Genomic DNA, 26,110 nt, shown 5'->3' on the forward strand with positions numbered 1-26,110 from the left:
CTTAGCGATCGAGAGGGACCACGGTGACGAACGCGGACATGCCTCGCTCATTCCAGGAGACGCTGCTCCCCCACCTTCCGTACGCCGAGGGCGGCGAGCTGGCCCCGACCGACGACCTCACGGCCCTCGGCCTCGACTCGATGGGCGTGGTGCAGCTGCTGGCCGACCTGGAAGACCGGTACGGCCTGGAAATGCCCGACGAGCGGCTGACCGAGGAGACGTTCGCGACGGTCGGGTCGCTGTGGACGACGGTCGCCGAGTTCGTCACCGTCGAGACGGTCACCGGTGAGTGAGCTGGTCCCCGCCGCTCCCGGCACTCCACTGGTCCGCGTCGACCAGCTGACCCGATACGGCGCGGCGGACCGGCCCGCAGTCACCTTCAGGTCGGAGACGATCGACTACCGCGAGCTGACCGACCGGGTCGCCCGGGTCGCCCGCGGACTGCACGAGCTGGGAGTACGCCGCGGTGACCGGATCGCCGTGTACGCCGAGAAGCGGATCGAGACCGTCGTCGCGATGCTGGCGATCTCGGCGGCCGGCGCGGTGTTCGTCCCGGTCAACCCGCTGTTCAAGGCGCGGCACCTGGCGCACGTCACGGCCGATTGCACGGCCCGCATGGTGATCACGACGGCCGAGCGGTTCGAGACCGTACGCGCCGCGCTGAGCGAGAGCACCTCGGTCACCGACATCGTGCTCGTCGGCGCCGACGCCGTCCCCGGGCCAGCCGGGCGCTGGCGGATCACCGACTGGCAGCGGCTGGCCGCGACCGCCGCCGACCGGGTACCGGACGGCGCGGTGGTGATCGACACCGACATCGCGGCCATCTTCTACACCTCGGGCAGCACCGGCGGCCCGAAGGGGGTGGTGCTGTCGCACCGTAACGTGCTGGCCGGCGCGGCGAGCGTCGCCGGCTACCTCGGGCACACCGCCGACGACACGGTGCTGGCGGTACTGCCGCTCAGCTTCGACGCCGGCTTCAGCCAGCTGACCACCTCGTTCATCGTCGGCGCGCACGTGGTGCTGACCAACTACCTGGTACCGCGGGACGTGGTGCGGCTCTGCGCCCGGCACCGGGTGACCGCGCTGACCTGCGTACCTCCGCTGTGGATGCAGCTGGCGGCGCTGGACTGGCCGGCGGAGGCCGGTGCCGGGCTGCGCTACTTCGCCAACACCGGTGGCCGGATGCCGCTGGCCACCCTGACCCGGCTGCGCGCGCTGCTGCCGAACGCGCGGCCCTACCTGATGTACGGGCTGACCGAGGCCTTCCGCTCCACATACCTCGACCCCGACGAGGTGGACCGTCGACCGGACTCGATCGGCAAGGCGATCGGCAACGCCGAGATCCTGGTGGTGCGGCCGGACGGCACGAACTGCGCGCCGGGCGAACACGGTGAGCTGGTGCACCGGGGCGCCCTGGTGGCCCAGGGTTACTGGAACGACCCGGCACGCACCACGCTGCGCTTCCGGCCGGCCCCCGGCGCCGATCCGGCGATCCGTCCGGAGATCGCGGTCTGGTCCGGTGACACCGTCTACCGCGACGCCGAGGGCTTCCTGTACTTCGTCGGACGTACCGACGACATGATCAAGACCTCCGGCTACCGGGTCAGCCCCACCGAGATCGAAGAGGCCGCCTACGCGACCGGGCTGGTGCGCGAGGCGGTGGCGCTGGGCGTCGGCGACGAACGGCTCGGGCACGAGGTGGTGCTGGTCGTCGGCGGCGACTGCGACACCGAGGTGCTGCGCAAGTCGCTGGCGCACGACCTGCCGACGTACATGTTGCCGCAACGGACCGTCGTACTGCCGCAGCTGCCCCGCTCGGTCAACGGGAAGTTCGACCGGGTCGAGCTGCGCCGACTGGTGGAGGCCGGCTCGTGAGCGCGCCGGTCGGGTTCACCGCCACCGGCGGCCAGCTCACCGTGGGCACGGTACCGGTGGAGCGGCTGGCCGCCCGGGTCGGCGGCACGCCGTTCTTCGCCTACGACCGCCGCCTGGTCTCCGAGCGGGTCGCGGCGGTCCGCGCCGCGCTGCCGCCGGGCATCCGGTTGAGCTACGCGGTCAAGGCCAACCCGATGCCCGCGCTGCTGCACCACCTGAGCGGCCTGGTCGACGGCTTCGACGTGGCCTCCGCCGGCGAGCTGCGGCACGCGCTGGACACCCCGATGCCGGCCGAGCAGGTCAGCTTCGCCGGGCCGGGCAAGACGACCGACGAACTCACCCGGGCGGTCGCCGCCGGTGTCCTGATCGAGCTGGAGTCGGCGGGCGAACTCGCCCGGCTGCGCGAGGTCGGCAAGACCCTCGGCATCCAGGCCCGGGTGGCGCTGCGGGTGAACCCCGACTTCGCGGTACGCGCCTCCGGCATGCGCCTCGGCGGCGGTCCGCAGCAGTTCGGCGTCGACGTCGAGTCCGTCCCCGACCTGCTGCCCGAGCTGGCCGTCGACGAGATCGACTTCCACGGCTTCCACGTCTTCGCCGGCTCGCAGAACCTGCACGCCGAGAACATCTGCGAGGCGCAGCGTCGCACCGTCGACATGATCCTCACGTTGGCCGAGCTGACCCCGGCACCGATCCGCTACCTGAACCTCGGCGGCGGCTTCGGTGTCCCGTACTCGGCCAGGGACCAGCCGCTGGAGCTGGCCCCGATCGGCGAGAACCTGGCCGACCTGCTCGACACCCGGATCCGCCCGAACCTGCCGCACGCCCGGGTGGCCGTGGAGCTGGGCCGCTACCTGGTCGGTGAGGCCGGTGTCTACCTCACCAGGGTCGTCGACCGGAAAACCTCCCGCGGCAAGACCTTCCTGGTGGTCGACGGCGGGCTGCACCACCAGCTCGCCGCGTCCGGCAACTTCGGCCAGGTGATCCGGCGCAACTATCCGCTCGCGGTGGCCAACCGGTTCGACGCCGCGCCGGAGGAGACGGTCACCGTGGTCGGCTGCCTCTGCACCCCGCTGGACCTGCTCGGCAACGACGTGTCCCTGCCCCGGGCGGAGCCCGGCGACCTGATCGCGATCTTCCAGGCCGGCGCGTACGGCCTGACCGCGAGCCCGACCGCGTTCCTCGGCCATCCACCGCCGACCGAGGTCCTGCTCTGAACGCGCGCCCGCACGCCGCCGCAGCCCGACACTCCGAACCGTCGTCGCAGTACCGCTGAATGAGGCAGGTGGATCAATTGGTCAGGCAGGAAGACGACGAGCGCGGCCCGCTCTGCTTCCGGGTCCTCGGGCCGTTGCAGGTGCAGGGCGATGAGCCGGTCACCGTAACGGCGCGCCGGCAGAGCGTCGTGCTGTCGCTGCTGCTGCTCAGCCCCAACCAGGTGGTGGCGCTGAAGTCGATGATCGACGCGGTGTGGGGCGAGACGCCGCCCACCACCGCCCGGGCCCAGGTGCAGACCGCCGTGTCGGTGCTGCGCCGGTCGCTGGCCAGGGCCGGGCTCGGCGAGCGCATCCGGATGCAGGGCACCGGCTACCTCATCGACCTGACGCCGGGCGAACTCGACCTGCACGTCTTCGCCGACCTGGTCGCCCGGGGCCGGGCCGCCGGCGTGGCCCGGGATCCGCAGGCGGCGCGGACTGCGTTCCGCGCCGCGCTGGCCCTGTGGCGCGGTGAGCCGCTCTGCGACGTGGACAGCGACGCGGTCCGGGCGAAGCTGGTCCGGATCGCCGAACGGCGGGTCGAGGTGCTCGAGGAGTGCATCGAGGCCGAACTCGACCTGGGCCTGCACCACGAGGTGATAGGCGAGATCCGGGCCCTCGTCGCCGAGTACCCGCTGCGCGAGCGACCGGCCGGCCAGTTGATGAGGGCGCTGCACCGGTCCGGCCGGCAGGCCGAGGCGTTGGCCACCTTCCAGGCGGTGCGCAAGACCTTCGTGGACGAGCTGGGGCTCGAACCGAGCCCGGCGCTGCACCGACTGGAGTTGGCCATCCTGACCGGCGCCGACCAGCTGGCGACGCCGGTGGCGGCCGGGCCCGGGCCGCAGTTGCGGATGCCGGTACCCCGGATGCTGCCGGCCCGGACGCCGGACTTCACCGGCCGCGCGGAGATGCTGCACCTGTTGCGTCACCGGCTCGGCGACGCAACCGGTACAGGGCGCAACCGCCACTCGCTCGACGTGGCGGTGATCACCGGCTTCGTCGGGGTCGGCAAGTCGACTGTGGCCATCGAGACCGCGCACGCGCTGGCCGGCGAGTTTCCCGACGGCCAGCTCTACGCCCGGATGCCGCCCGGCCCGGACGGCGCCGCCGAGGTGCTGGAGCGGTTCCTCCGGTCGCTCGGCTTCGCCAGGTCGACCATTCCGGAGACCCTCGACGGCCGGGAGGCGCTCTACCGCAGCGCCCTCGCCGACCGGCGGATGCTGGTGGTGATCGAGGACGTCAGCGACCCGGCCCAGGCCCGACCGCTCCTGCCCGGTACGCCGGCCTGTCGGCTGATCGTGACCACCCGGGCCCGCCGGGCGTGGCTGCCCGGCGCGCACGTCTTCGAGATCGACCGACTCGACGCCCACGACGGCATCGAGTTGCTGGCCGCCATGGTCGGCCGGGACCGGGTCGCCGCTGAGCCGAGCAAGGCCCTCGAGCTGGTCGAGCTCTGCGGTGGTCTGCCGCTGGCGCTGCGGATCGCCGCGAACCGGCTCGCCGCCCGGCCGCACTGGAGCCTGGGACAGCTCACCGCCCGGCTCGTCGAGCCCGGGCAGCGGCTGGGTGGGCTGGTCCACCAGGGCCTCGACGTACGGGCCGGGCTGAGGGGGACCTACGACGCCCTGCCGCCGGCGGCACAGCTGCTGTTCAGGCACCTTGGCGAGCTGGAGACCGACACCTTCGCGGCCTGGGTGGCCGCCCCGCTGCTGCAGCTCGACGCGGACTCCGCCGCCGAGGTACTGGAGACCCTCATCGACGCCCGGCTGGTCGACGTGCTCAGCGGCACCGGCGGGGCCACCCGCTACCGACTGCGCGACCTGGTCCGGCTGCACGCCCGCGACCTGTCGCTGGCCGAGAGCAGCGCGGCCGACCGGGCCGCCGTGATCCGACGGATGCTCGGCGGGTGGCTCCTCCTGGCCGACGAGGCCCGGGTACGGCAGGGCGGCCACCGCATCGCCCGCCATTCAGCCGCGGCCGTCTGGCCGCTGGCCGAGCCGCTCGTCGACGCCGCGCTGACCGATCCGCTGGCCTGGTACGAGCGGGAACGCACCGCGCTGCTGGCCGCGGTCCGGCAGGCCGCCCGCGTCGGCGAGGTGGCCTACTGCTGGAACCTCGCCGCCGCCGTCGCCGCGCTCGCCGAGACGCAGTCCCGCTTCGGCGAGTGGCGGGAGAGCAACCTCTGCGCCCTGGAGGCCGCGGTGCGGGCCGAGGACCGACTCGGTGAGGCGGTGATGCTGTACGGGCTCGGCCGGCTCGACCTCTGCGAGCAGCGGCTGGACCATGCCGCGGCCCGCCACGAGGTGGCCCTGGAGGCGTTCGACCAGCTCGGCGCCCTGGACTGGCAGGCGATCACGCTGCGCTCGTTGAGTGCGGTGCACCGGATGAGCAGCCCGCCGGCGCAGCTGGTGCCCGACACCCGGGCGCCGCGCCGGGACGACCGGCATCCCGAGCACCGGGTCGCGGTCGGCCGCATCCCGTTCCGGCAGCACCAGTTCGGGCTGGCCAGCGGCATGGCGGAGGACCAATGACTCAGGGAAGGGACGCTGATGTGAGCACGATCAAGGCGCAGCCGGTCGGATCGCCGGCCCGACACCAGGATCAGGAGTGGACGTCGCTGGAGGCGATCGAGGTCACCAAGCGCTACGGCGACGTGGCTGCGCTGGCCGGCTTCAGCCTGACTGTCGCCCGGGGCGAGATCGTGGGACTGGTCGGACACAACGGTGCCGGCAAGACCACCTTCGTCGAGGTGGTCTCCGGCCTGATCCGGCCGGACAGCGGGGTGGTGCTGGTCGACGGCCGGACCCCCACCCAGGCGCGCGGGCAGATCGGCATCTCACCGCAGCACATCGCGCTGTACCCGCCGATCACCGTCCGGGAGCACCTGCGGCTCTTCGGCGGCATCGCCGGGCTGCGGCGCCAGGCACTGCGTACCGAGATCGACGACCTCGCCACCGGCCTGCACCTGACCGGGTTCCTGGACCGGCCGGTCGGGGTGCTCTCCGGCGGGCAGCAACGCCGGACCCAGGCCGCGGTGGCCCTGATCCACCGACCGTCGCTGCTGCTGCTCGACGAGCCGACCGCGGGTGCCGACCCGGAGACCCGGCAGGCGCTGCTCAACGTGGTCAAGCAGCGGGCCGGCGAGGGGGCGGCGGTCATCTACACCACTCACTACCTCAACGAACTCACCGACCTGCAGGCCAGTATCGCGGTCGCCCGACGCGGCCGGATCATCGCCCGCGGCAGCAGCGCGGAGCTGCTTGAGGGGTTGCCTGGCGAGGTCCGGGTGACCTTCGCCGACGAGGTGGTGCAGGTCTCCACCACCGACCCCACCACCGCCCTGGTGGAGCTGCTGAAGGGCACGGACCGTCAGGTCGAGTCCGTCGAGCTGCGCCGTCCCGATCTTGACGACCTCTACCACTCGCTGGCGGTAACCGATGTCGACTGACGCCCTTCGCCGTACCGGCCTGCTGGTCCGGCACAACGCCGTGCTCCGGCTGCGCGACCCCGCCCAGCTGATCAGCTACATCGCCCTGCCGATGGTGCTGATGCTGGTGCTCAAGCCCCTCTACGAGGAGGCGCTGGACAGCGGCACGCTGCAGGCGGTGACCGGGCCGCTGGTGATGTTCTCGGTCTTCGCGCTGTCGATCGTCGGCAACTCGATCCTGGTGGAGCGGGAGTGGCGCACCTGGGACCGGCTGCGGGCCAGCCGGGCCGGCCGCGTCGAGCTGCTGCTCGGCAAGACCGGTCCGGTGCTCGTCCTGCTGCTGTTGCAGCAGGCCGTGCTGTTCGCGTTCGGCTGCCTGGTCGTCGGGCTGCCCCTACCTCGGCCGTCCGCGGTCGGCTACCTGGCCCTCGCGGTCGGCATCTGGGGGCTGACCCTGCTCGCGGTGGGCGCCGCCCTGGCCACCGTGGTACGCAGCCGCGGCGAACTGAGCGTCGCCTCCGACCTGGGGGCGATCATGGTCAGCGCGCTGGGCGGCGCGCTGGTACCGGTGTCGCTGATGCCCGGCTGGGCGCAGCACGTCGCGCCGCTCTCCCCCGGTTACTGGGCCATGTCGATGCTGCGTGCCGCGGTCGACAGCGACCCCGCCGGCATGCTCCGCCCGGCACTGGTCTGCCTGGGCATCGCCCTCGTCGCCGGAGGGCTGGCCTCCTGGCGGCTCGCTCGGGGCTGGGGCCGCAGCCGGCTGATGTGAGCGGCACCCGAGCAATCCGTCCGAACCCCCGATCCGGTGTACCTGGAGGTCATCGTGACTGAAACTGACTACGACTCCGCGGTCGCGCTCATCGGTATGGCCGGGCGCTTTCCGGGGGCGGCCGACGTCGGCGAACTCTGGCGCAATCTGCGCGACGGGGTGCCCGGGCTGCGGCCGATCACCGACGAGGAGCTGACCCGCGCCGGTGTCGACCCGGCCCGGGCCGCCGACCCGGACTACATACGCGTCGGCGGCCCGGTCGACGACCTCGACCTGTTCGACGCGGGCGCCTTCGGCTTCAGCCCGCGCGAGGCCGAGACGATGGAGCCGCAGCACCGGCTCTTCCTGGAGTGCTCCTGGCAGGCGCTGGAGGCCGCCGGCTACCAGCCGGTCGACCCGGGCGCCCGGGTCGGGGTCTTCGCCGGCTGCGCGTTCCCGGACTACATGATCAACAACGTCGCGCACATGGTCGACGAGCCCGGTGAGGGCCTGCTCTTCGCGGTCGGCAACGAACGGGACTCGCTCACCTCGCTGGTCTCGTACAAGCTCGGGCTGCGCGGGCCGAGCGTGACCGTGCAGACGTTCTGCTCCACCTCGCTGGTCGCGGTGCACCTGGCCTGCCAGAGCCTGCTGACCTACGACTGTGACGTGGCCCTCGCCGGTGGCGCCTTCCTGCCGCTGCCCCAGCCCGCCGGCTACCGCTACGAGCAGGGCGGGATCCTCTCCCCCGACGGCCGGGTGCGCAGCTTCGACGCGGCGGCCAACGGCAGCGTGATGGGCTCGGGCGTCGGGGTGGTGGCGCTCAAGCGGATGACCGACGCGCTCGCCGACGGCGACGTCATCCACGCGGTCATCCTCGGCTCGGCGGTCAACAACGACGGCCCGGAGCGGGTGGGTTACACCGCGCCCGGCGTCGAGGGCCAGGCCGAGGTGATCGAGACGGCGCTGACCGTCGCCGGCGTGAAGCCGGAGACCATCGGCTACGTCGAATGCCACGCCACCGGCACGCCGCTGGGCGACTCCATCGAGCTGGCGGCGATGAGCCGGGTGTTCCAGGCGACCCCGCCGACCCCGTGCGTGCTCAGCTCCATCAAACCCTCGGTGGGGCACCTGGACCGCGCGGCCGGGGTGACCGGCCTGATGCGCGCCGCGCTGAGCCTGCGGCACGAGATCCTGCCGGCGGTCGCCGGCTACACCGCACCGAACCCGACGCTCGCCGCGGCGGCCGACCGGTTCACCGTCCTCACCGAGCCCCGCCCCTGGCCGGCCGGGCCCGACCCGCGCCGCGCCGGGGTCAGCTCGTTCGGGCTCGGCGGCACCAACGCGCACGTGGTGTTGGAGCAGGCGCCGACGCGTGCCCCCCGGGTTGCGGCCGGTCCGCAGCTGCTGACCTTCTCCGCCGCTGACCCGACCGCGCTGCAAGCGCTGACCGACCGGCTGCGCCAGCACCTGGTCCAGCACCCGGAGGCCGACCTCGCCGACGTCGCGTACACCCTGCAGGTGTCCCGTGGGCGCTTCGCGCTGCGCAGGGCGGTGGTCTGCCGGGACCGGGACGACGCGATCGCGGCCCTGGCCGACGCCGGCCGGTGGATCGACGGCGAGACCCGTCGGCGCGATCCGGCGGTGCTGCTACGCGCCGGTGACGGCGTACCGGACGCCTGGTGGGCCGAGCTGTCCGCGGCGGTCGGCCCGCTGCTGCCGGCTGACGGCGCAACGCGTGGCACCGACCGGAACAGCGTGCTGGCCGACCTCGGCACCGGGCTGGCCCGGCTCGGGGTGGTGCTGGCCGGCGAGCCGGCCGGCCCCGCCAGCCCGGTCGAGGTGCTCGTCGCCCCCGGTGACCAGGTCGCCGCCGAGTGGGTCCTGACCACCCTGGCCCAAGTCTGGCTGACCGGGGCGACGGTGGACTGGGCGGCGCTGCACCTGGGTGCCGGCCGGCGCGTCGAGCTGCCGACCTACCCGTTCCAGCGCAGCCGCTACTGGGTCAAGCCCCGCCCGGCGCAGGCCACTGCGGCGCGGCCGGCCGAGGGCCGCGTCGACGACCCGGCGGAGTGGACCTACCTGCCGACCTGGACACCGCGCCCGCTGGACACCGCCGACCTGGACGAGCGGCTGCGCGCCGCCGGCCCGTGGCTGGTGCTCACCGCCGACGAGCGCGGCGAGGCGCTGCTCGCCCGACTGGCCGAGGCCGGTGCCGAGGTCTGCGCGGCCCGGCCGGGCGAGGCGTTCGCGCAGGACGAGGCCGGCGACTTCACCGTCCGCTCGGACGCGCCGGACGACCTGGCCGAGCTGGTCCGTGCCCTGTTCGTCGCCCCACGCACCATCGTGCACGGGTTCAGCCTGGGCTCCCCCGAGGGCACCGGCGGCGAGCATTTCGAGCGGGAGCAGGACCGGGGATTCCGCTCCGCGCTCGCCCTGGTGCGGGCGCTGGCCGACGACCCGGACACCCCGCCGACCGAGCTGGTGCTGCTGACCTCCGGGGCGCTCGGGGTGCTCGGTGCCGACCTGCGCCACCCCGAGCACGCCACGCTGGCCGCGCTGGCGCCGAGCCTGGCCCAGGAGAACCCGTTCCTGGCCTGCCGGCACGTCGACGTGGCCGGCACCGTCGACATCGAACAGGCGCTCGCCGCCAGCGTGCACCCGCACCAGGGCCCGGTCGCCGTCCGGGACGGCGACGCCTGGTCCCGGCACTACCGACCGCACCCGCTGCCCGCCCCGACGGCGGACCGGCCGATCGTCAGCGCCGGCGAGACCGTGCTGATCACCGGCGGGCTCGGCGACGTGGGGCTGGTGCTGGCCCGGCACCTGGCGGAGCGCTACAGCTGCCGACTGGTGCTCACCGCCCGGACCGCGCTGCCGCCGCGCGAGCAGTGGCCGGCGCGGAAGGACGGCGACGACCGGGTCGCCCGGCACATCCGCAACATCCTCGACCTGGAGCGGCAGGGCGCCGCGGTGCTCGCGACAGCCGCCGACGTCGGGGACGAGGCGCGGATGCGCGAGGTGGTCGACGCCGCGGTGGCCGAGTTCGGCGGCATCGACGTGGTGGTGCACGCGGCCGGCATCCAGAGCCCGGAGCACTTCGGGCTGGCCCACCTCTCCGACCGGGCGTCCTGCGACGCGCACCTGAACGCCAAGATCCACGGCTTCCACGTGCTCCAGGCGGTGCTCGGTGGGCACGCCCCGGACCGGCGCATCACGCTGTCCTCGGTCTCCGCCGTGCTGGGCGGGATCGCGCTGGGACCGTACTCGGCGGCGAACGCCGGCCTCGACGCGTACGCCCGGGTGGCCCGGCTGCACGGCGAGGGGCGCTGGATCACCGTCGACTGGGACACCTGGGCGATCGATCCGAGCCGACCGGACGGGATGACCGGGCAGACGGTCCGCGAGTACGAGATGTCGCCGGCCGAGGGGGTCGACGTCTTCGGTCGGGCCCTCGCCGCCGTCGGGCACGTCGGCCACCTGGTGATCTCCACGGGCCCGATCGAGGCCCGGATCGCGCAGTGGGTCACCAACGACCCGGCGGCCGGCGGTGCCGAGGAGGTCGAACGCGAGCGCCATCCCCGGCCCACGCTGGCCACCCCGTACGTCGAACCGGCGGCCGGGGTGGAACGCACGATCGCCGACATCTGGGCGGCCACCCTCGGCCTGGAGACCGTCGGCGCCACCGACAACTTCTTCGAGCTGGGTGGACACTCGCTCATCGCCATCTCGCTCGCCACCAAGCTGCGCAGCAACGTCTCGGCGCAGCTGCCGGTCACCGCGCTGGTGGAGTACCCGACGGTCCGCCAGCTGGCCGCCCTGGTCGGGCAGGATCACTAACAGTCAGGCTGAACCGAGCGAGGGGGCACCGGCGGTCTGCCGGTGCCCCCCTCGCTCGCCGGGTCAGCTGCCGACCAGCTCGGCGGCGGTCGCGGCCAACGCCCGACGGTCGGTCTTGCGGTTGGTGTTGAGCGGAAACTCGGCCAGGAAGACGAACCGCCGGGGCAGCAGTGCGCGCGGCAGGGTGGCGGCCAGTTCACCGGCCAGCACGGCGGCCGGACGGCGTACCCCCACGCAGAACGCCACCAGCACGTCGTCCACCACCACCGCGACCGCGTCCTGGACGCCGTCCAGCGCGCGCAGCCGGCACTCGATCTCGGCCAGTTCGACCCGTACCCCGCGGATCTTGACCTGGTGGTCCACCCGGCCGAGGTAGGCCAGCTCGCCGCCGCCGATCGGCCGGACCAGGTCACCGGTGCGGTACCAGCGCTCGCCGCCGTGGCGCAGGAACCGGCCTTCGTCGTCGGCCGGGTCGAGGTAACCGGGGAACATCTGGTCCCCGGTCACGCACAGCTCACCGACGGTACCGGCGGTGGCGCCGGGCAGCTCGATCCCGGCGTCGTCGGCCGCCTCCCGGGCGACCGGTCGGATCAGGTGGCGCATGCCCGGATGCATGGTGCCGATCGACACCACGTCGTTGACACAGCGGGCCGGCGACGAGTCGGGGTCCCACCGGTGCACGCTGCACGAGATGGTCAGCTCGGTCGGGCCGTACAGGTTCTCCACCAGGCTGCCCGGTGCGGCGGCCTGCCAGTCGGCGGCGTCGTGCGCGAGCAACGGCTCCCCGCAGAACAGGCTCCAACGCAGGCCGGGAAAGGCGTCGGGCGCCAGCCGGCGCAGCCGGCGGGCCAGCGCGATCACGCTGGGCGAGGAGAACCAGACGGTGATCCGGTGCTCGGTCAGGAACTCCGCGAGGTTGGCGTAGCAGGTGGGCGGGACGGTGACCACCGTGCCGCCGCTGCCCCACCCCGCGAAGAGGTCGAACATCGCCAGGTCGAAGGTCAGGTCGAAGGTCTGGGAGAAGACGTCCGCGGCGGTGAAGCCGTACCGGTCGTGCACGAACCGCAGGTACGCGTCGACGTTGCGGTGCAGCACCGGTACGCCCTTGGGCCGGCCGGTGGAGCCCGAGGTGAACAGGATGTAGGCGATCTCGTCAGCAGCGACCTGCCGGGGCGCGGCCAGCGGGGTGCCACCCGGCTCGCGGACCACCACCACGTCGGTGAGTTCGGCGGCCAACTCGGGCAGCACCCGCTCGCCGTGCTCGTCAACGATCAGCGTGTCCACCCGGGCCGCCGCCATCATCTGCCGGGTCCGCTCGGCCGGGAAGTCGGGGTGCAGCGGCACCACCGCCGCACCGGAGTAGACCGCGGCGAGCAGACCGGCGTACGCCTGCGGGGTGCGGCTGGCCAGCAGTCCGACCCGGCGCGGCGCCGCGCCGGCCGTGGTGACCAGGTCGCCGGCCAGCGCCAACGCCCGCTCGTGCAGCCAGCGGTAGCTGTAGGTGTGCCCGTCGACCCGCAGCGCCTCGGCCGTCGGGTCGATCCGCAGCCCCCGGTCGAACCACTCGGCGAGCACCCGGGGCGGCGCCCCGGCCGGCACCGGGGCCGGCCGGGGCGGATCGTCGATCGACCGCCCGGGCAGCGGCGACCGCGTCGCGATCTGCGCCGTCCTCACGGGGTCCCTCCCACCGGCCCGGCGCCGGCGAGCACACCGAGCGCCGCGCCGATGTACCGGTGGGTCACCGAGGGCTGTTCGAGGACGGCGAAGTGTCCACCACCGATGCTGTGCGCCCGGAACCGCCCGGTGGTCTCCTCGCGCCAGCCGTGCATCGACACCGCGCTGGCGCGTGGGTCGTGGCTGGCCGCGATCGCGGTGATCGGCACCCGCAGCGGCGGCTCGGTCCGGTACCGGTAGTTCTCCTTGAGCGCGAAGTCGCCGCGGAACGGCGGCAGGATCATTCGCCGTACGCTCGGATCGGCCAGCATCCAGTCCGGTGTGCCGCCGAGCCGGCGCAGCATCGCCACCACCTGCTCGTCGTCCAGCCCGGTCACCTGCGGGTCGGTGTCCGGCGTGCCGGGTGCCGGGCTGGCGGAGACGAAGAGGTGCACCGGGTCCGGGCCGCCGCGCCGGCGGATCTCGCGCACCAGCTCGAACCCGACCACCGCGCCCAGGCTGTGCCCGTAGACCGCCCAGGGACGGTCGTCCTCCGTGAGCACCACCTCGGCCAGCTCGCCGACCAGCGCCTCCACCTCGGTGAACGGCTCCTCCCGCAGCCGGGTCTCCCGGCCGGGCGGCTGCACCGGGCAGACCGCCACCGGCCCCAACCGGCCGAACCAGGGCCGGTACGCCGACGCCGACCCGCCGGCGTGCGGCAGGCAGTACAGCCGCACGTCGCCGTCGGACATGCCGAACGGCAGCCAGCGGCGCAGCCGGGTGTCGTCGACCGTCCTGGTCACCGCAGCACCTCGATCCGGACGTAGTCCGGCGGCTCCTGCAGGTTGTCCAGGTTCGCCGCCAGCACCAGGTGCGAACCGTCCCGGCTGACCTCCCGGAAACCGCTGAACGCGTAGGTGATCTGCATCATCCGGTTACGGCCGGTCTCCACGAAGTCGGCCCGCAGGCCGGCCCCGGCCGCCTTCGCCTGGCCCATGATGTGGCCGAGCAGCACCGAGCCGACGCCCCGGGACATCACCCGGCAGGACATCAGGATCATGTGCAGCCGCCAGTCCGGCTCGCTCTTCTCCACCAGCGCGACGCCGATCTTGCCGTACGAGCCGAACCGGTCGGTCAGCGTCGCGACCAGCAACAGGTGGTCCGGTGACTCGCGCAGCGCGTCGAGCTCGTCGTAGGAGTACGTCTTGCCGGTCGAGTTGAGCTGGTTGGTGCGGACGGTCAACTCCTCGGCGCGCTGCAGGTCCTCCCGCCGGGCCGGCTCGATGGTGAAGGTCATGTCCAGGGTGGCGAGGAACTCCTCGCTGGTCCCCACGAAGTCGGCGGCCACCTCGTCGCGAGTCAGCTGGCTCTGGTACATGCCCCGGCGCTGGGCCGACTCGTCGGTGATGAACCGCGGCCGGAACTCGACCCCGGTCAGCACCTGCTCGATGTCGGCGGCGTCCACGCAGGTCACCTCGGGCAGCGCGTACGCCACCTCGGCCAGTTCGAACTCCTGGTCGTCGACGAAGGCGAACGCGTCCAGGCCCAGGTTGAGCTTCGCGGCGATCTGCCGGATCGACTCGGACTTGGCGTCCCAGCCGATCCGGGGGAACACGAACATCTCGTCCAGGCCGAGTTCGCGCAGCTTGGCCATGGCCGCTTCGTGGTCGTTCTTGCTGGCCACCGAGTTGAGCACGCCCATCGCGTCCAGCGCGCGGATCTGCTCGACCGCGGCCGGCCGGACGGTCACCTCGCCGTCCTCCAGCAGCACCCCGTCCCAGACGGTGTGGTCCAGGTCCCAGACCACACACTTGATGCGGCCCTGCTTGGGCTTGGTCGGCGGGGCCTGCGCCAGCACGCTCATGCCGCCCACCCCCGGTATGCCTCGCCGGCGATGGTCATCCGTTGGATCTCGTTGCTGCCTTCGATGATCTCCATGACCTTCGCGTCCCGGTAGTAGCGGGCGACCGGGTAGTCCGGGCTGCACCCGTTGGCGCCGTGCACCTGGACCGCCTCGGCGGCGTGCCGCGCTGCGGCGGTGGAGGCGAAGTACTTCGCCACCCAGGTCGCCATGATGGTCGAGGCGTCACCGGCGTCCTTGAGCCGGCCGGCCTCGGCGACCAGCATCCGGGCCGCCCGGACGTCGGTCACCATGTCGGAGATCTTCGCCTGGATCAGCGGCAGGTCGCGTAGCGGCGAGCCGCCGACCCTGCGGCGGGAGGTGTAGCCGACGCAGGCGTCCAGGCATGCCTGGAGGATGCCGACGCTGCCGGTGGCGACGCTGTACCGGCCGAGGTCCAGCGTGCCGGTGAGCACCATCCCGGAGGCGAAGGCGCTCGGGCCGAGCTGGGCTTCCCGGCCGAGCAGCACGTCGGTGAAGGTGATCTCGGCCAGCATCGACGCCCGGGTGCCGAGCATGTCGTGGATCGGCCGCACCGACACCCCGGGGGTGTCCCGCGGCACCAGCAGCGCCACGATGCTCGACGCGGTCCGGGCGAAGACCAGGAACAGGTCCGCCCGCTGGCCACCGGTGGTCCAGGTCTTCACCCCGTTGAGCAGCCAGTCGCCGCCCCGGGCGACCGCGGTGGTGGCCAGGTTGGAGGTGTCGCTGCCGGCGCCCGGCTCGGAGAGGCAGAACGCCCCGAGGGTACGCCCGCTGGCCAGCTCCGGCCCCCAGCGCGCCAACTGCTCGGCGTTGCCCCAGCGCTGCACCGCCCAGGAGGCCATGGTGTGCACGGTGAGCAGGCTACGTACCGAGGAGCAGCCCCGGCCCACCTCCTCGTGCACCTCGCCGAGGGTCACCAGGTCCAGCCCGGCGCCGCCGACCGCCGGGGGCAGGAACGGCGCCCAGAGCCCGGCGTCGCCGATCCGCTCCAGGAGTTCCTCGGGGATGGCGCCGGCCCGGTCGTAGGCGTCGGCGTACGGAGAGATGTGCTCGTCGACGAAGGCACGGGTGCTGGCCCGGGTCACCGGTCCGGTCAGGAGCGGCGCCTGCATGAGACTCGTCATCGCCGCACTACCCGACCGTCACGCCGCGACGCTGCCGGTCCACCAGCGCGGTCATCGCGCTGACGGTACGGAAGTTGTCGATGCTCAGCTCGTCGTTCGGGATCGTGAACTCGAAGGTCTTCTCGAGGAACATCACCAGCTCCATCGCGAAGAGCGAGTTGATGTAGCCGCAGGCGAAGATGTCGTCGGTCTCGCCGATCTGCGCCTGCGGGAAGCGACCCTGGATGAAGGACAGGATCTGGGTGTTGACCGTCTCCGACATGGTGTCGTCCTCAGCTCTCGTAGTTGTAGAAGCCACGGCCGGTCTTCCGGCCGTGCAGTCCGGCGTCGGTCATCTGCTTGAGCAGCGGGCACGGGCGGTACTTGCTGTCCGCGTAGTGCTCGTAGAGGACCTCGACGCTGTAGAGGATCGTGTCGACGCCGATCAGGTCGGCGGTCTCCAGCGGACCCATCGGGTGCCCGAAGCAGCCCCGGAACACCTCGTCGACCGACTCGGCGGTGGCGACGCCCTCGTGGACCAGGAACGCCGCCTCGTTCACGGTCAGCATGAGCACCCGGTTGGAGACGAAGCCGGAGGCGTCCTTGACGTCGACCGCCTTCTTCCCCATCCCGCTCAGCAGCTCCCGGGTGCGCTCGATGGTCGACGCCGAGGTGTGGAAGCCGGGGATCATCTCCACCACCGGCTTGGCCGGTACCGGGTTCATGAAGTGCACCCCGATGACCCGCTCCGGGTGCTTGCCGACCGCGGCGACCCGGGTGATGGGGATCGCCGAGGTGTTCACGATGATCACCGTCTCCGCCGGGCACACCTCGTCGAGGCGCTGGTGGACCTCGCGCTTGATGTCCCAGTTCTCGGTGACGTTCTCGATCACGGCCGAGGCCTTGTCCAACGCCTCGACCCCCACTGCGGTGGTGATCCTCGCCAGGATGGCGTCCGGGTCCAGCGCCGGTCCGCCCATCAGCCGGCTCATCCGGCAGTTGCGGGCGATCACGGCCCGGGCCCCGGCGAGGATCTCCTCGGTCCGGTCGACCAGGACGACCTCGTACCCGTACTGGGCCAGATTCTGTGCCACTCCGACGCCCATGACGCCGGCGCCGACTACGCCGATGACGGTCATGACTTCTCCCTTTCCGTACCCTGGTTGGCTGAACTTGCCGAGCACCCGCCGCCGACGGGTCGCGTGCGCTGGTTGGCGGAGACGGACACCGTCGTCACGACGCGCGGCGGCGGGCCGCCGCGGTCTTCAGACCGGACCGGCGCAGCTGCGCCCGCAGCTGACCGTCGTCCTCGGCCGCGGCGGCGGCCCGGGCGGCGGTGCCGTCGATGACTCGCGCGAGCGCGGCCACCGTCGGTGCCTCGTAGAGGATGTGTGGCGGCAGTTCCGCCTCGGTGAACCGGCGGCGCAGCGTGTTGAGCAGCGCGATGCCGAGCAGCGAGTTGCCGCCGAGTTCGAAGTAGTTGTCGGCGACGCCGACCCGCTCCAGCTTGAGCGAGTCGCACCAGACCTCGGCCACGCCCAGCTCGGTCGGCCCGGTCGGCTCCTGGTAGCGGGTCACCAGTTCCGGCCGCGGGTGGCGTGCCTCGGAGCTGGCCGCCCCGTTCGGCGCGGTCACCGCCTCGACGTTGAACCACCGGCTGAAGCGGACCATGGTGGCCAGGTCCTGGGTCGCCGCGACCAACTGCGACTCCCCCGAGGCGAGCGCCCGCAGCAGGGTGCGCCAGCCCTCCTCGAAGGTGATGCCGAAGCGGGCCCGGTTCGCCGAGAAGAACGCCTGCACCTCGCTGTCGAACCCGCTCAGCCCGCCGTCCCAGGCGTTCCAGGCCCACTCGCCCCAGTCCACCGAGAGGGTGGGGCGTCCGGCGGCGGTGAGCATGTTGGCGTAGCGGTCCAGATAGGCGTTCGCGGCGCAGTAGTCGACCTGGCCGGGGCCACCACCCGTGGCGGAGGTGATCGACGAGAAGAGCACCAGGAAGTCGAGCCGGATCTCGTCGTCGGCACCGACCCGCAGCGCCTCGACGATCGCCCGGGTGCCGGCGACCTTGGGCGCGAGCACCAGGTCGGAGTCGGTGGGCAGCTTGAACTGCATCAACCCGGTGCCGGGTACGCCCGCGGTGTGCAGGATGCCGTGCAGCGCGCCGAAGCGCTCCCGGGCGGTGTCGACCGCCCGCCGGACGTCGGTCGGGTCGGCGACGTCACCGACCACGATCTCGACCTCGGCCCCGGCCTCGACGAGCGCCCGGACCCGTTCCACCCGGCTGCGGGTGCTCTCGTCCACCTTGTCGGAGCCGGCCAGGACGCCGGCCCACCGCTCGACCGCCGGCAGACCGGTGCGCCCGAACAGCACCAGCCGGGCCCGGCAGTCCTGCGTCAGCTGCGCGGCCAGGCCGAGCCCGATGCCGCCCAGACCACCGGTGATCAGGTACACCCCGCCGTCGCGGAGCACCTGGCGGGCGGTGTCCAGGTCGGCCGGCGGGATCGACTCGTAGCCGCACACCCAGCGCCGACCGGCACGGATCGCCACCGTCGGCTCGGTCCGCGGGCGACGCAGCTCGGCGACGACCGCGCCGGCCGGGGTGGCCGGCTCCACGTCGACCAGCCGGGTGCTGACCGACGGGTACTCCAGCGGGATGACCAGGGCCGGGCCGAGCACGGTGGCGCTGGCCGGCCGGGCCTCGGCGCCGTCGAGCACCTGCTGTGAGCCGGTGCTGACGATGTCCAGAGCCCACCGGTCCAGGCCGAGTTCGGCCGCCGCACGGGCCAGTGCGACCAGGGTGTGCAGGCCCAGCGACACGGTCCGGTCCTCGTCCGGCAGCTCGCCGAGGGTCCACAGGTGCACCACCCGGTCCAGTCCGACCCCGGCCGCCCGCAGGGCGCGCAGCATGGTGAGCGCGTCCGTCGGGTCTCCCGGCCGGACGGTGTAGCCGTCGGCGGCCGCGTGGTACTCCGCGCCGGCCCGCACCACGGTCAGCCGCGCGCCGGTGGCCGCCGCGGTCCGCTCCAGCTCGGCGAGCACCCCGTCGGCGGTGGCGCCGGTCCCGGCGTAGACCAGCCACGAGTCGGGCTGCCGTTCGTCGGCGGCCGGGGCTGCGGTCTGCCGCCACACCGGCAGGTGCAGCCACTGCTCCTCGGGCAGCCGCGGGATCCGGCCGATCTCGGCCAGGCTTGTCGGTTCGGCCGGCAGCTCGGCGCCGCCCTCCCGCCCGGCGGTCATCGGCGTCTGCTCGATCCAGTACCGCTGCCGCTCGAACGGGTAGGTGGGCAACGGAATCCGGCCGGGGGCGACCCGGTAGACCGGGGTGGCCCCGTCGCCGCGGCCGTGGTGTGCCGCCCAGTCGATCTCGACGCCGGTCAGCCAGAGCCGGGCCAGCGCGTCGGTGAGCACCAGGTCGGCGGGGCGCGGGTCGCTGCCGGCCGGCAGCGTCGCGGTGATCAACGGCCAGCGCTGCGGCGGGCAGCCGGCGGAGCGCACCAGCGCGCCGAGCGACTGGCCGGGGCCGATCTCGACGAGGGCCAGTTCCGGGTCGGCGAGCAGCACCTGCACACCCGCCTCGAACTGCACCGGCTGGCACATGTGCCGGGCCCAGTAGGCCGGGTCGCGTACCAGCGCGGCGTCGGCCAGCGCGCCGGTGACGTTGGAGATATAGGGCAGCCGGGGCGGGTTGAGCCGGATGTTGGCGGCCACCCAGGCGGTCAGTTCGTCGCTGATCCCGGCCAGCATCCGGGAGTGGAACGCGTGGCTGGTCTCCAGCGGCCGGCACGGGATCTCGGCCTGACGCAGGTCGGCGGCGAGCTGGTCGAGCGCGGCGGTCGGACCGGCGACCACCACCGTCTCCGGCCCGTTGATCGCGGCGATGTCCAGCCCGCGCTGCTCCAGCCGGAACCGGCGGCGCAGCTCGTCGGCGGCCAGCGGTACCGCGGCCATCGAGCCGGTCTCCAGCGCCCCGATCAGCTTGGCCCGGTGCACCACCAGGGCGATCGCGTCGGGTAGCGACAGCACCCCGGCCAGGCAGGCCGCGGCGTACTCGCCGAGGCTGTAGCCGAGCATCGCGGTCGGCCGCAGCCCCCAGGCCAGCAACGTGCTGGCCAGCGCGTAGTCCACGGCGAAGAGCAGCGGCTGGGCCACCTCGGTGCGGCGCAGGGCGGCGGTACGCGGGTCGGTGCCGCCGCCCCGGCCAAGCAGCGCCGCCAGGTCGGAGCCGCCGCCGCGGGGCCCGGTCAGCAGGTCGGTGAGGTCCAGTTCGGGTAGTGCCGCGGCGATCGGGGCCAGGCACTCGTCCAGCGCGGCGCGGAACACCGGTTCGCGCCGGTACAGCTCACCGACCAGTCCCGGGTACTGCTCGCCGACGCCGGCGAGCAGGAACGCCACCGGTCGGCCCTGTACCGCCTCCACCCGGCCCATCGGGGGCGGGGCACCGTCGCGCCCGGTCAGGGTGCCGACCGTCTCGCCCAGGGTGGCGGTCACCGCCACCCGCCGGTGCTCGAAGGTCTTGCGTCCGACCTGCAACGAGAACGCCACGTCGGCCAGCCTGGCGTGCGGCTGGCAGTCCAGGTGCTCGCCGAGGCGCCGCACCGCGCGGTCCGCCGCGCTCGCGGTCCGGGCCGACACCGGCACCACCTGGTACCGGCGGGTGTGCGCCGGGCCGGTGAGCTCGTCGGTCTCCGGCACCTCCGGGCGTACCGGTGGCTCCTGCACGACGACGTGCACGTTGGTGCCTCCCATCCCGATGGAGTTGAGCCCGGCGATGCGGGGCCGGCCCTCGATGGCCGGCCACTCGGCGAGGTCGACGTTGACGTAGAACGGGCTGTTCTCGAAGTCGATCGCCGGGTTGGCCTGCGTGTAGTGCAGGGTCGGCGGGATCACCCGGGACTGCAGGGACAGCGCGGTCTTGATCAGGCCGGCGGTACCGGCCGCGTGGTTCATGTGCCCGACGTTGGTCTTGACCGCGCCGATCGGGCAGTACTGCCGCTGCTCGGTGCTGCCGAACGCCCGGGTCAGCGCGGCGACCTCGATCGGGTCGCCCAGTTCGGTCGCGGTGCCGTGCGCCTCGACGTAGCTGATCTCCTGGGGGCTCACCCCGGCGTCGGCCATCGCGTCGGCGATCACCCGGGCCTGTCCGGCGACGCTCGGCGCGGTGTAACCGACCTTCAGCGCGCCGTCGTTGTTCATCGCCGAGCCGCGGATGACTCCGTAGACGTGGTCGCCGTCGCGCAGCGCGGCGTCCAGCCGCTTTAGCACCACGACGGTGGCGCCGTCGCCGAACATCGTCCCGCTGGCCTGCGCGTCGAAGGTGTGCACGTGCCCGTCGCGCGACTCCATGCCGCCCGGGGTGGACAGGTGGCCCTGCTTGTCCGGCACCCGGATCGACACGCCGCCGGCCAGCGCCATCTCGCAGTCGCCGCTGCGCAGGCTGCGGACCGCCAGGTGCACCGCGACCAGCGAGGTGGAGCAGAAGGTCTGCACCGCGACGCTCGGGCCGTGCAGGTCGAACAGGTACGACACGGTGGTGGTCAGGGCGTCCTTGTCGTTGCCCATGATGAGCTCGTACTCGCTCAGGTCCTCGTGCATGCTCAGCTGGCCGAGCGCGCCGAGCAGGTACGTGCTGATGTTGGTGCCACCGAAGACCCCCACCCGCCCCCGGTGCTCCGGCCGGCAGTAGCCGGACTGTTCGAGCGCCTCCCAGCAGACCTCGAGGAAGAGCCGCTGCTGCGGGTCGGTCAGCGCGGCCATCCGCGGGCTGATGCCGAAGAACCCGGCATCGAAGCCGGCGATGTCGTCGAGGATCGGGCGGGCCGGTACGTAGGCCGGGTCGTGCGCCAGCTCGGCCGGCACGCCCGCCTCGACCAGTTCCTCCGGGGTGAAGAAGCTGATCAGCTCCTCACCGGCGCAGAGGCTGCGCCAGAAGGCGGCCACGTCCTCGGCGCCCGGGAACCGCCCGGCCATCCCGACGATGGCGATCCGCCGGTCCAGCTGCTCCCCGTCGCGCACCGGCGCGGTCGATGCCGCCACGACGAGTTCGGCGCCGCTGGACGCGGCCGGTGCGGCGACCGGCACGGGTGCCACCGGCGCGGCGACGGCGGCCGGCGCGACGGCCGGCTCTCCGGTCCGGGCCGGCGCCGCCGGGGCCGGGCCACGCTGCTGCTCGAGCAGCGCGCTGAAGGACCGGACGGTCGGCGCCTCGAACAGCGACACGGTCGGTACCGCCACCGCGAACCGGTTCTTGACCAGCCCCAGCAGCCGGGGTACCAGCAGCGAGGTGCCGCCGAGGTCGAAGTAGTTGTCGTGGATGCCGACCGGCTCGATGCCGAGCACGTCGGACCAGAGTTCGGCCAGGGCCCGCTCCGTGCCGGTCAGCGGCGGGGTGTAGGGCTGCGGCAGATCCGGGCGCGGGTGGCGGATCGCGTCTCCGCCGACCGGCTCGACGGTCGCGCTGCCGAGGCGGGGCAGCCGGTCGTCCAGGCCGCCGGCGGCGACCACCACGGCGGGCAGCGCGGCGCCGACCAGCCGGTCGAAGGCGGCCAGGGCCTCGGCGTCGCTCATCGAGTGGCTGGCCATGCTCGCGCCGATCCCGTCGCGCAGCCGCTGCAAGGTGCAGGCCCAGGTGTCCCAGCCGGCGGAGATCCACCGGCTGCGTCCGTCGGTGCCGGCGTGGGCGAGCGCGGTCAGCGCCGCGTTCGCTGCGGCGTAGCCACCGAAGGTCACCCCGCCGAGCAGGGCCGAGGTCGAGGAGAAGAGCAGGCACCAGGCCGGTACCAGCCGGTCGTCCAGTCCGGCGACGATCCGGGCGATCACCCGGGCGCCGTCCACCTTGGCCCCGAACTGCCGGGCCACCGCGGCCCCGTCGAGGTCCCGCAGTGCCACGAAGGTGTCGGTGCCAGCGTCAGCCGCCGCGTGCACCACGCCGTCGATCCGGACGTCGGTGAAGAGCGCCCGCATGGCCGCCTCGTCGGTGACGTCGACGCGCGGGGTGCGCACCGTCGCGCCGAGCGCGCGCAGGGCGGCCACGGCGGCGTGCCGGGGGTCGTCCGGGTCGTCGGGCAGCCCACGCCGGCTGGTCAGCACCAGCCCGGCCGCGCCGTTGCGCACCAGGTGCCCGGCGATCGTGAGACCGATGTCGCCGAGACCACCGGTGATCAGGTAGGTGCCGCCGCTGGCCACCAGGTGGGTCTCCAGCGGCGTCGCCGGTGCCTCGTACGTGGGCAGATACCGGGTGCCGCACCGGTGGGCGACGAGCACCTCGTCGGAGCGGCGGCCCAGCTCGGCGGCGAGGGCGTCGGCCATCGCGCCGGGGCCGTACTCCGGGTCGAGGTCGACGTTGACGCTCTCCAGGTCCAGGTACTCCTGATTGGCGACCACCGGCAGCACCGCGACCGCAGCCTGGGCCGGCGCGGTGCCACCGACGGTCACCCCGGCACTGTCCGGCACCGCCTGGCCGCCCTGGGTGACCATCATCACGCGGGTACCGCTGTGGCCGCTACCGCCGCAGGCGGCGAGCACCGCCGAGGCGCCGTGCACCGCGGCGGCGGCCGCGTCGGCCGGCACCGGCTGCGTCATCGACAGGTCGACCACCGTGTTCGGGCCGGCGCCGAGCAGCGCGACGAGGTCGCCAGGGCAGGTCGCCAGCGCCACGTCGCCGCCGGAGCGGCGCAGCCGGGTGGCGAGTTCGTCGGCCACCTCGGTGGCGGTACCGGCACCGGCCGGCGCGAGCAGCACGTACCGACCGGCGGTCGGGACGGTGGCGGCACCGGTGGGCGCCGCTCGCCATTGCTGGATCAGCAACCGCACGTGCTCGTCGCCCGGGGCGGGCTCGGCCTCGACCGCCTCGGTGCCGGGCCGGGCCACGGCCGGGCCGGCCGGTCGCTCGAACCAGTGCCGCTGCCGCTGGAACGGGTAGGTCGGCAGGTCCGCCAGCCGGGCCGGGCCACCGCGCAGCGCGGACCAGTCGAGGGTCACCCCGATCTCCCACAGCCGCCCGCAGGTGTCGAGCAGGCTCGCCACGTCGGCCGCGTCCCCGCCGGTCGCCCCGGCGGGCAGAGTGCCGAGCAGGACGGTGTCCGGCTGATCGGGGAGCTGGCTGGCCAACAGGTCGCCGAGGACGGTACCCGCGCCCAGCTCGACCAGGACGTCGACGTCCCGCGGCAACTGCCGGGCCAGGTCGGTACCGTCGGCCGCGACCGTGACCACGGGGATCGCCGGCGCCTGCCGGGTCACCGGGTCGGGCACCTCGGCCGCCTCGGTGCCGCTCGCCGTGTCGTCGGTCGGCCGGGCCCGCAGGCTGGTCAGCCGAAGCGCGTCGGTGAGGGTGAGCACCCCGGCCAGGCAGTTCGCGACCTGCTCGCCGATGCCCTGGCCGACCAGCACGTCCGGCCGGACCCCGCGGTGCAGCAGCAGCTGGGCGAGCGCGTACTGGACGACGAAGTGGAACGACTCGGCCAGTTCCGGCCGGTCGGCCCCGGCACCGGGTCCGGCGTGGAGGAACGGCCGCAGGTCCAGCCCGCAATGCTCGGCGGCGATCTCGACGCAGCTGTCCACCGCGGCCGCGTAGGCCGGCTCACGCCGGTAGAGCCCGCCCCCGAGCCCGCGGTGACCGGCACCGGCGTCCGGCAGCAGGAAGGCCACGCGCGGCCGGTCACGCAGGCTGCGCACACCGGCCGCGCCGGCCGCGGCGGTGAGCCGCCGGGTGGCGTCGGCGGTGTCCGTGGCGAGGACCGCCCGGCGGAGGCGGTGCTCGGCCCGCCCGCTCTGCAGGGTGTACGCCAGGTCGGCGACGGTGCAGCGGTCCAGCGCGCCGCCCAGCGCGACGAGCTGCTCACGCAACGCCTCCGGGTGGTGCGCGGAGACCGGCAGCAGGTACGGGCCGGGTGCCTCGGCGACCGGCTCGGCCTGCGGGGCGGCCTCCAGCACCAGGTGCGCGTTCGTGCCCGACCAGCCGAACGAGCTGACGCCGGCCAGCCGGGGCCGGTCCTGCTCGGGCAGATCCAGCGTCGTCGTCGCCGGCCGCACGGTGTCGCTGGCCAGGACCGCCTCGGAGGGGTTGACCAGGTTGAGGTTCGGTGGGACCACCCCCTGCTTGAGCACCAGCACCGTCTTGATCAGCCCGGCGATGCCGGCCGCCGCCTGGGTGTGCCCGATGTTGGTCTTCACCGCCCCGACATGCAGCGGCGTCGCCGGGGACCGGCCGCCGAAGACGTCGCCCAGCGCGCCGAGCTCGATCGAGTCGCCGAGCCGGGTGCCGGAGCCGTGCGCCTCCACGTAGCAGATCTCGTCCGGGCTGGTCCGCGCGGCGGCCAGCGCCCGGCGGATGACGTCCACCTGGGCGCCCCGGTTCGGCGCAGTCATCCCGTTGCTGTGACCGTCCTGGTTGACCGCCGAGCCGCGGATCACCGCGTGGATCCGGCGGCCGTTGCGCAGCGCGTCGGAAAGCCGCTCCAGCACCACCACCCCGGCGCCCTCGCCCATCACGTAGCCGTCGGCGTCGGCGTCGAAGGTCTTGTTCAGCCCGTCCCGGGAGAGCATCGAGGTGGCGCAGGCGTTGACGTACAGGTCGGGTTGGATGAGCAGGAAGCCGCCCGCGGCCACCGCCAGGTCGCACTCGCCGCGGCGCAGCGCCTCGCTGGAGAGGTGCACCGCGACCAGCGACGACGAGCACGCGGTGTCCAGGGTGACGGTCGGGCCGCGCAGGTCGAAGTGGTACGCGAGGCGCCCGGCGACCACGCTCGCCGAGCTGCCCTGCCCGGCGTACGGGTCGGTGAAGGCGGCGGCGCCCTGCAGCTCGGACTGCAACCGGCCGTACTGGGTGGTGTCCGAGAAGCCGATCATCACCGAGGTGCGGCTGCCCGCCACCCGGGCCGGAGGGGTGCCGGCGTCCTCCAGTGCCTCCCAGGTCAGCTCCATCAGCAGCCGCTGCTGCGGGTCCATCCGCAGCGCCTCGCGGGGTGGCGAGCCGAAGAACTCGGAGTCCCAGCGGGTGATGTCGGAGAGGAATGCTCCGCGACGGGTGTAGACGCCGTGGTCGGCGACGTACGGGTCGAGGTCGTACCGGCCGTCCGGCGCGTCGTCGAGCACCGCGCTACGCCCGTCGCGGAGCAGTTCCCAGTAGGCGTCCACGTTCTGCGCGCCGGGCAACCGGCAGGACAGGCCCACGATGGCGATCGGCTCGTGCCGGCCGGCATCGGCCTCGGCGAGCTGCCGGCGCGCCTCAGTCAGGTCGACGGTGACCCGCTTGAGATATTCGCGGAGCTTGTTCTCGGCTGCCATCTGTCAAATCCCCTGTCCTAGCGCGTGGGTGGTGGGAAGCTGGAT

At 73.5% G+C, this 26,110-nt stretch carries 14 protein-coding genes; 7 read left to right on the forward strand and 7 right to left on the reverse strand.

Going from position 1 to position 26,110, the window contains the following annotated elements:
- The first annotated feature begins 38 nt into the window (after positions 1–38).
- The 7 genes from ACGFNF_RS20835 to ACGFNF_RS20865 all read left to right on the forward strand — a co-directional run bounded on the left by ACGFNF_RS20835 (position 39) and on the right by ACGFNF_RS20865 (position 11,146).
- On the forward strand, positions 39–293 hold the full coding sequence (locus tag ACGFNF_RS20835) for a phosphopantetheine-binding protein (RefSeq protein ID WP_132234315.1): 255 nt from the start codon (positions 39–41) through the stop codon (positions 291–293).
- Positions 286–1,875, forward strand: a complete 1,590-nt coding sequence (locus tag ACGFNF_RS20840; protein ID WP_393169943.1) for an acyl-CoA ligase (AMP-forming), exosortase A system-associated — start codon at positions 286–288, stop codon at positions 1,873–1,875. Before ACGFNF_RS20835 ends, ACGFNF_RS20840 begins: the two co-directional genes overlap by 8 nt.
- Positions 1,872–3,089: a pyridoxal-dependent decarboxylase, exosortase A system-associated gene (locus tag ACGFNF_RS20845; protein WP_151452350.1), complete on the forward strand. Its 1,218-nt coding sequence runs from the start codon at positions 1,872–1,874 to the stop codon at positions 3,087–3,089. Before ACGFNF_RS20840 ends, ACGFNF_RS20845 begins: the two co-directional genes overlap by 4 nt.
- A gap of 77 nt (positions 3,090–3,166) precedes the next feature.
- Positions 3,167–5,659 carry a BTAD domain-containing putative transcriptional regulator gene (locus ACGFNF_RS20850; RefSeq protein ID WP_393169945.1) on the forward strand — a complete coding sequence of 831 codons (2,493 nt, stop codon included), beginning with the start codon at positions 3,167–3,169 and terminating at the stop codon, positions 5,657–5,659.
- 20 nt (positions 5,660–5,679) lie between these two features.
- Positions 5,680–6,576, forward strand: coding sequence for an ABC transporter ATP-binding protein (locus tag ACGFNF_RS20855; RefSeq protein WP_393169947.1), 897 nt, complete (start codon positions 5,680–5,682; stop codon positions 6,574–6,576).
- A complete protein-coding gene (locus tag ACGFNF_RS20860; protein WP_151452353.1) occupies positions 6,566–7,327 on the forward strand; it encodes an ABC transporter permease in 762 nt (253 codons plus the stop codon). Before ACGFNF_RS20855 ends, ACGFNF_RS20860 begins: the two co-directional genes overlap by 11 nt.
- A 54-nt stretch (positions 7,328–7,381) precedes the next feature.
- Positions 7,382–11,146 (forward strand): SDR family NAD(P)-dependent oxidoreductase, encoded by a 3,765-nt coding sequence (locus ACGFNF_RS20865; RefSeq protein ID WP_393169950.1) that lies wholly within the window; start codon positions 7,382–7,384, stop codon positions 11,144–11,146.
- A gap of 63 nt (positions 11,147–11,209) precedes the next feature.
- Here ACGFNF_RS20865 and ACGFNF_RS20870 read toward each other — a convergent pair whose 3' ends face one another.
- The 7 genes from ACGFNF_RS20870 to ACGFNF_RS20900 all read right to left on the reverse strand — a co-directional run bounded on the left by ACGFNF_RS20870 (position 11,210) and on the right by ACGFNF_RS20900 (position 26,065).
- On the reverse strand, positions 11,210–12,820 hold the full coding sequence (locus ACGFNF_RS20870; RefSeq protein ID WP_393169952.1) for an AMP-binding protein: 1,611 nt from the start codon (positions 12,818–12,820) through the stop codon (positions 11,210–11,212).
- Positions 12,817–13,602, reverse strand: coding sequence for a thioesterase II family protein (locus ACGFNF_RS20875; RefSeq protein WP_393169954.1), 786 nt, complete (start codon positions 13,600–13,602; stop codon positions 12,817–12,819). Before ACGFNF_RS20875 ends, ACGFNF_RS20870 begins: the two co-directional genes overlap by 4 nt.
- Positions 13,599–14,663 (reverse strand): HAD-IIIC family phosphatase, encoded by a 1,065-nt coding sequence (locus tag ACGFNF_RS20880; protein ID WP_393169956.1) that lies wholly within the window; start codon positions 14,661–14,663, stop codon positions 13,599–13,601. The genes ACGFNF_RS20875 and ACGFNF_RS20880 overlap by 4 nt, the downstream gene beginning before the upstream one ends.
- The gene (locus ACGFNF_RS20885; protein WP_393169958.1) at positions 14,660–15,808 is read right to left on the reverse strand and encodes an acyl-CoA dehydrogenase family protein; all 1,149 of its coding nucleotides are present in this window, start codon (positions 15,806–15,808) and stop codon (positions 14,660–14,662) included. The genes ACGFNF_RS20880 and ACGFNF_RS20885 overlap by 4 nt, the downstream gene beginning before the upstream one ends.
- Positions 15,809–15,815: 7 nt before the next feature.
- Positions 15,816–16,070: an acyl carrier protein gene (locus ACGFNF_RS20890; RefSeq protein ID WP_151452356.1), complete on the reverse strand. Its 255-nt coding sequence runs from the start codon at positions 16,068–16,070 to the stop codon at positions 15,816–15,818.
- 10 nt (positions 16,071–16,080) lie between these two features.
- A complete protein-coding gene (locus ACGFNF_RS20895; RefSeq protein WP_393169960.1) occupies positions 16,081–16,926 on the reverse strand; it encodes a 3-hydroxyacyl-CoA dehydrogenase family protein in 846 nt (281 codons plus the stop codon).
- A 94-nt stretch (positions 16,927–17,020) separates the two neighbouring features.
- Positions 17,021–26,065: a beta-ketoacyl synthase N-terminal-like domain-containing protein gene (locus tag ACGFNF_RS20900; RefSeq protein WP_393169962.1), complete on the reverse strand. Its 9,045-nt coding sequence runs from the start codon at positions 26,063–26,065 to the stop codon at positions 17,021–17,023.
- Positions 26,066–26,110 lie beyond the last annotated feature (45 nt).

The sequence above is a fragment of the Micromonospora sp. NPDC048868 genome (assembly GCF_043198195.1).
GTDB classification, from domain to species: domain Bacteria; phylum Actinomycetota; class Actinomycetes; order Mycobacteriales; family Micromonosporaceae; genus Micromonospora; species Micromonospora reichwaldensis.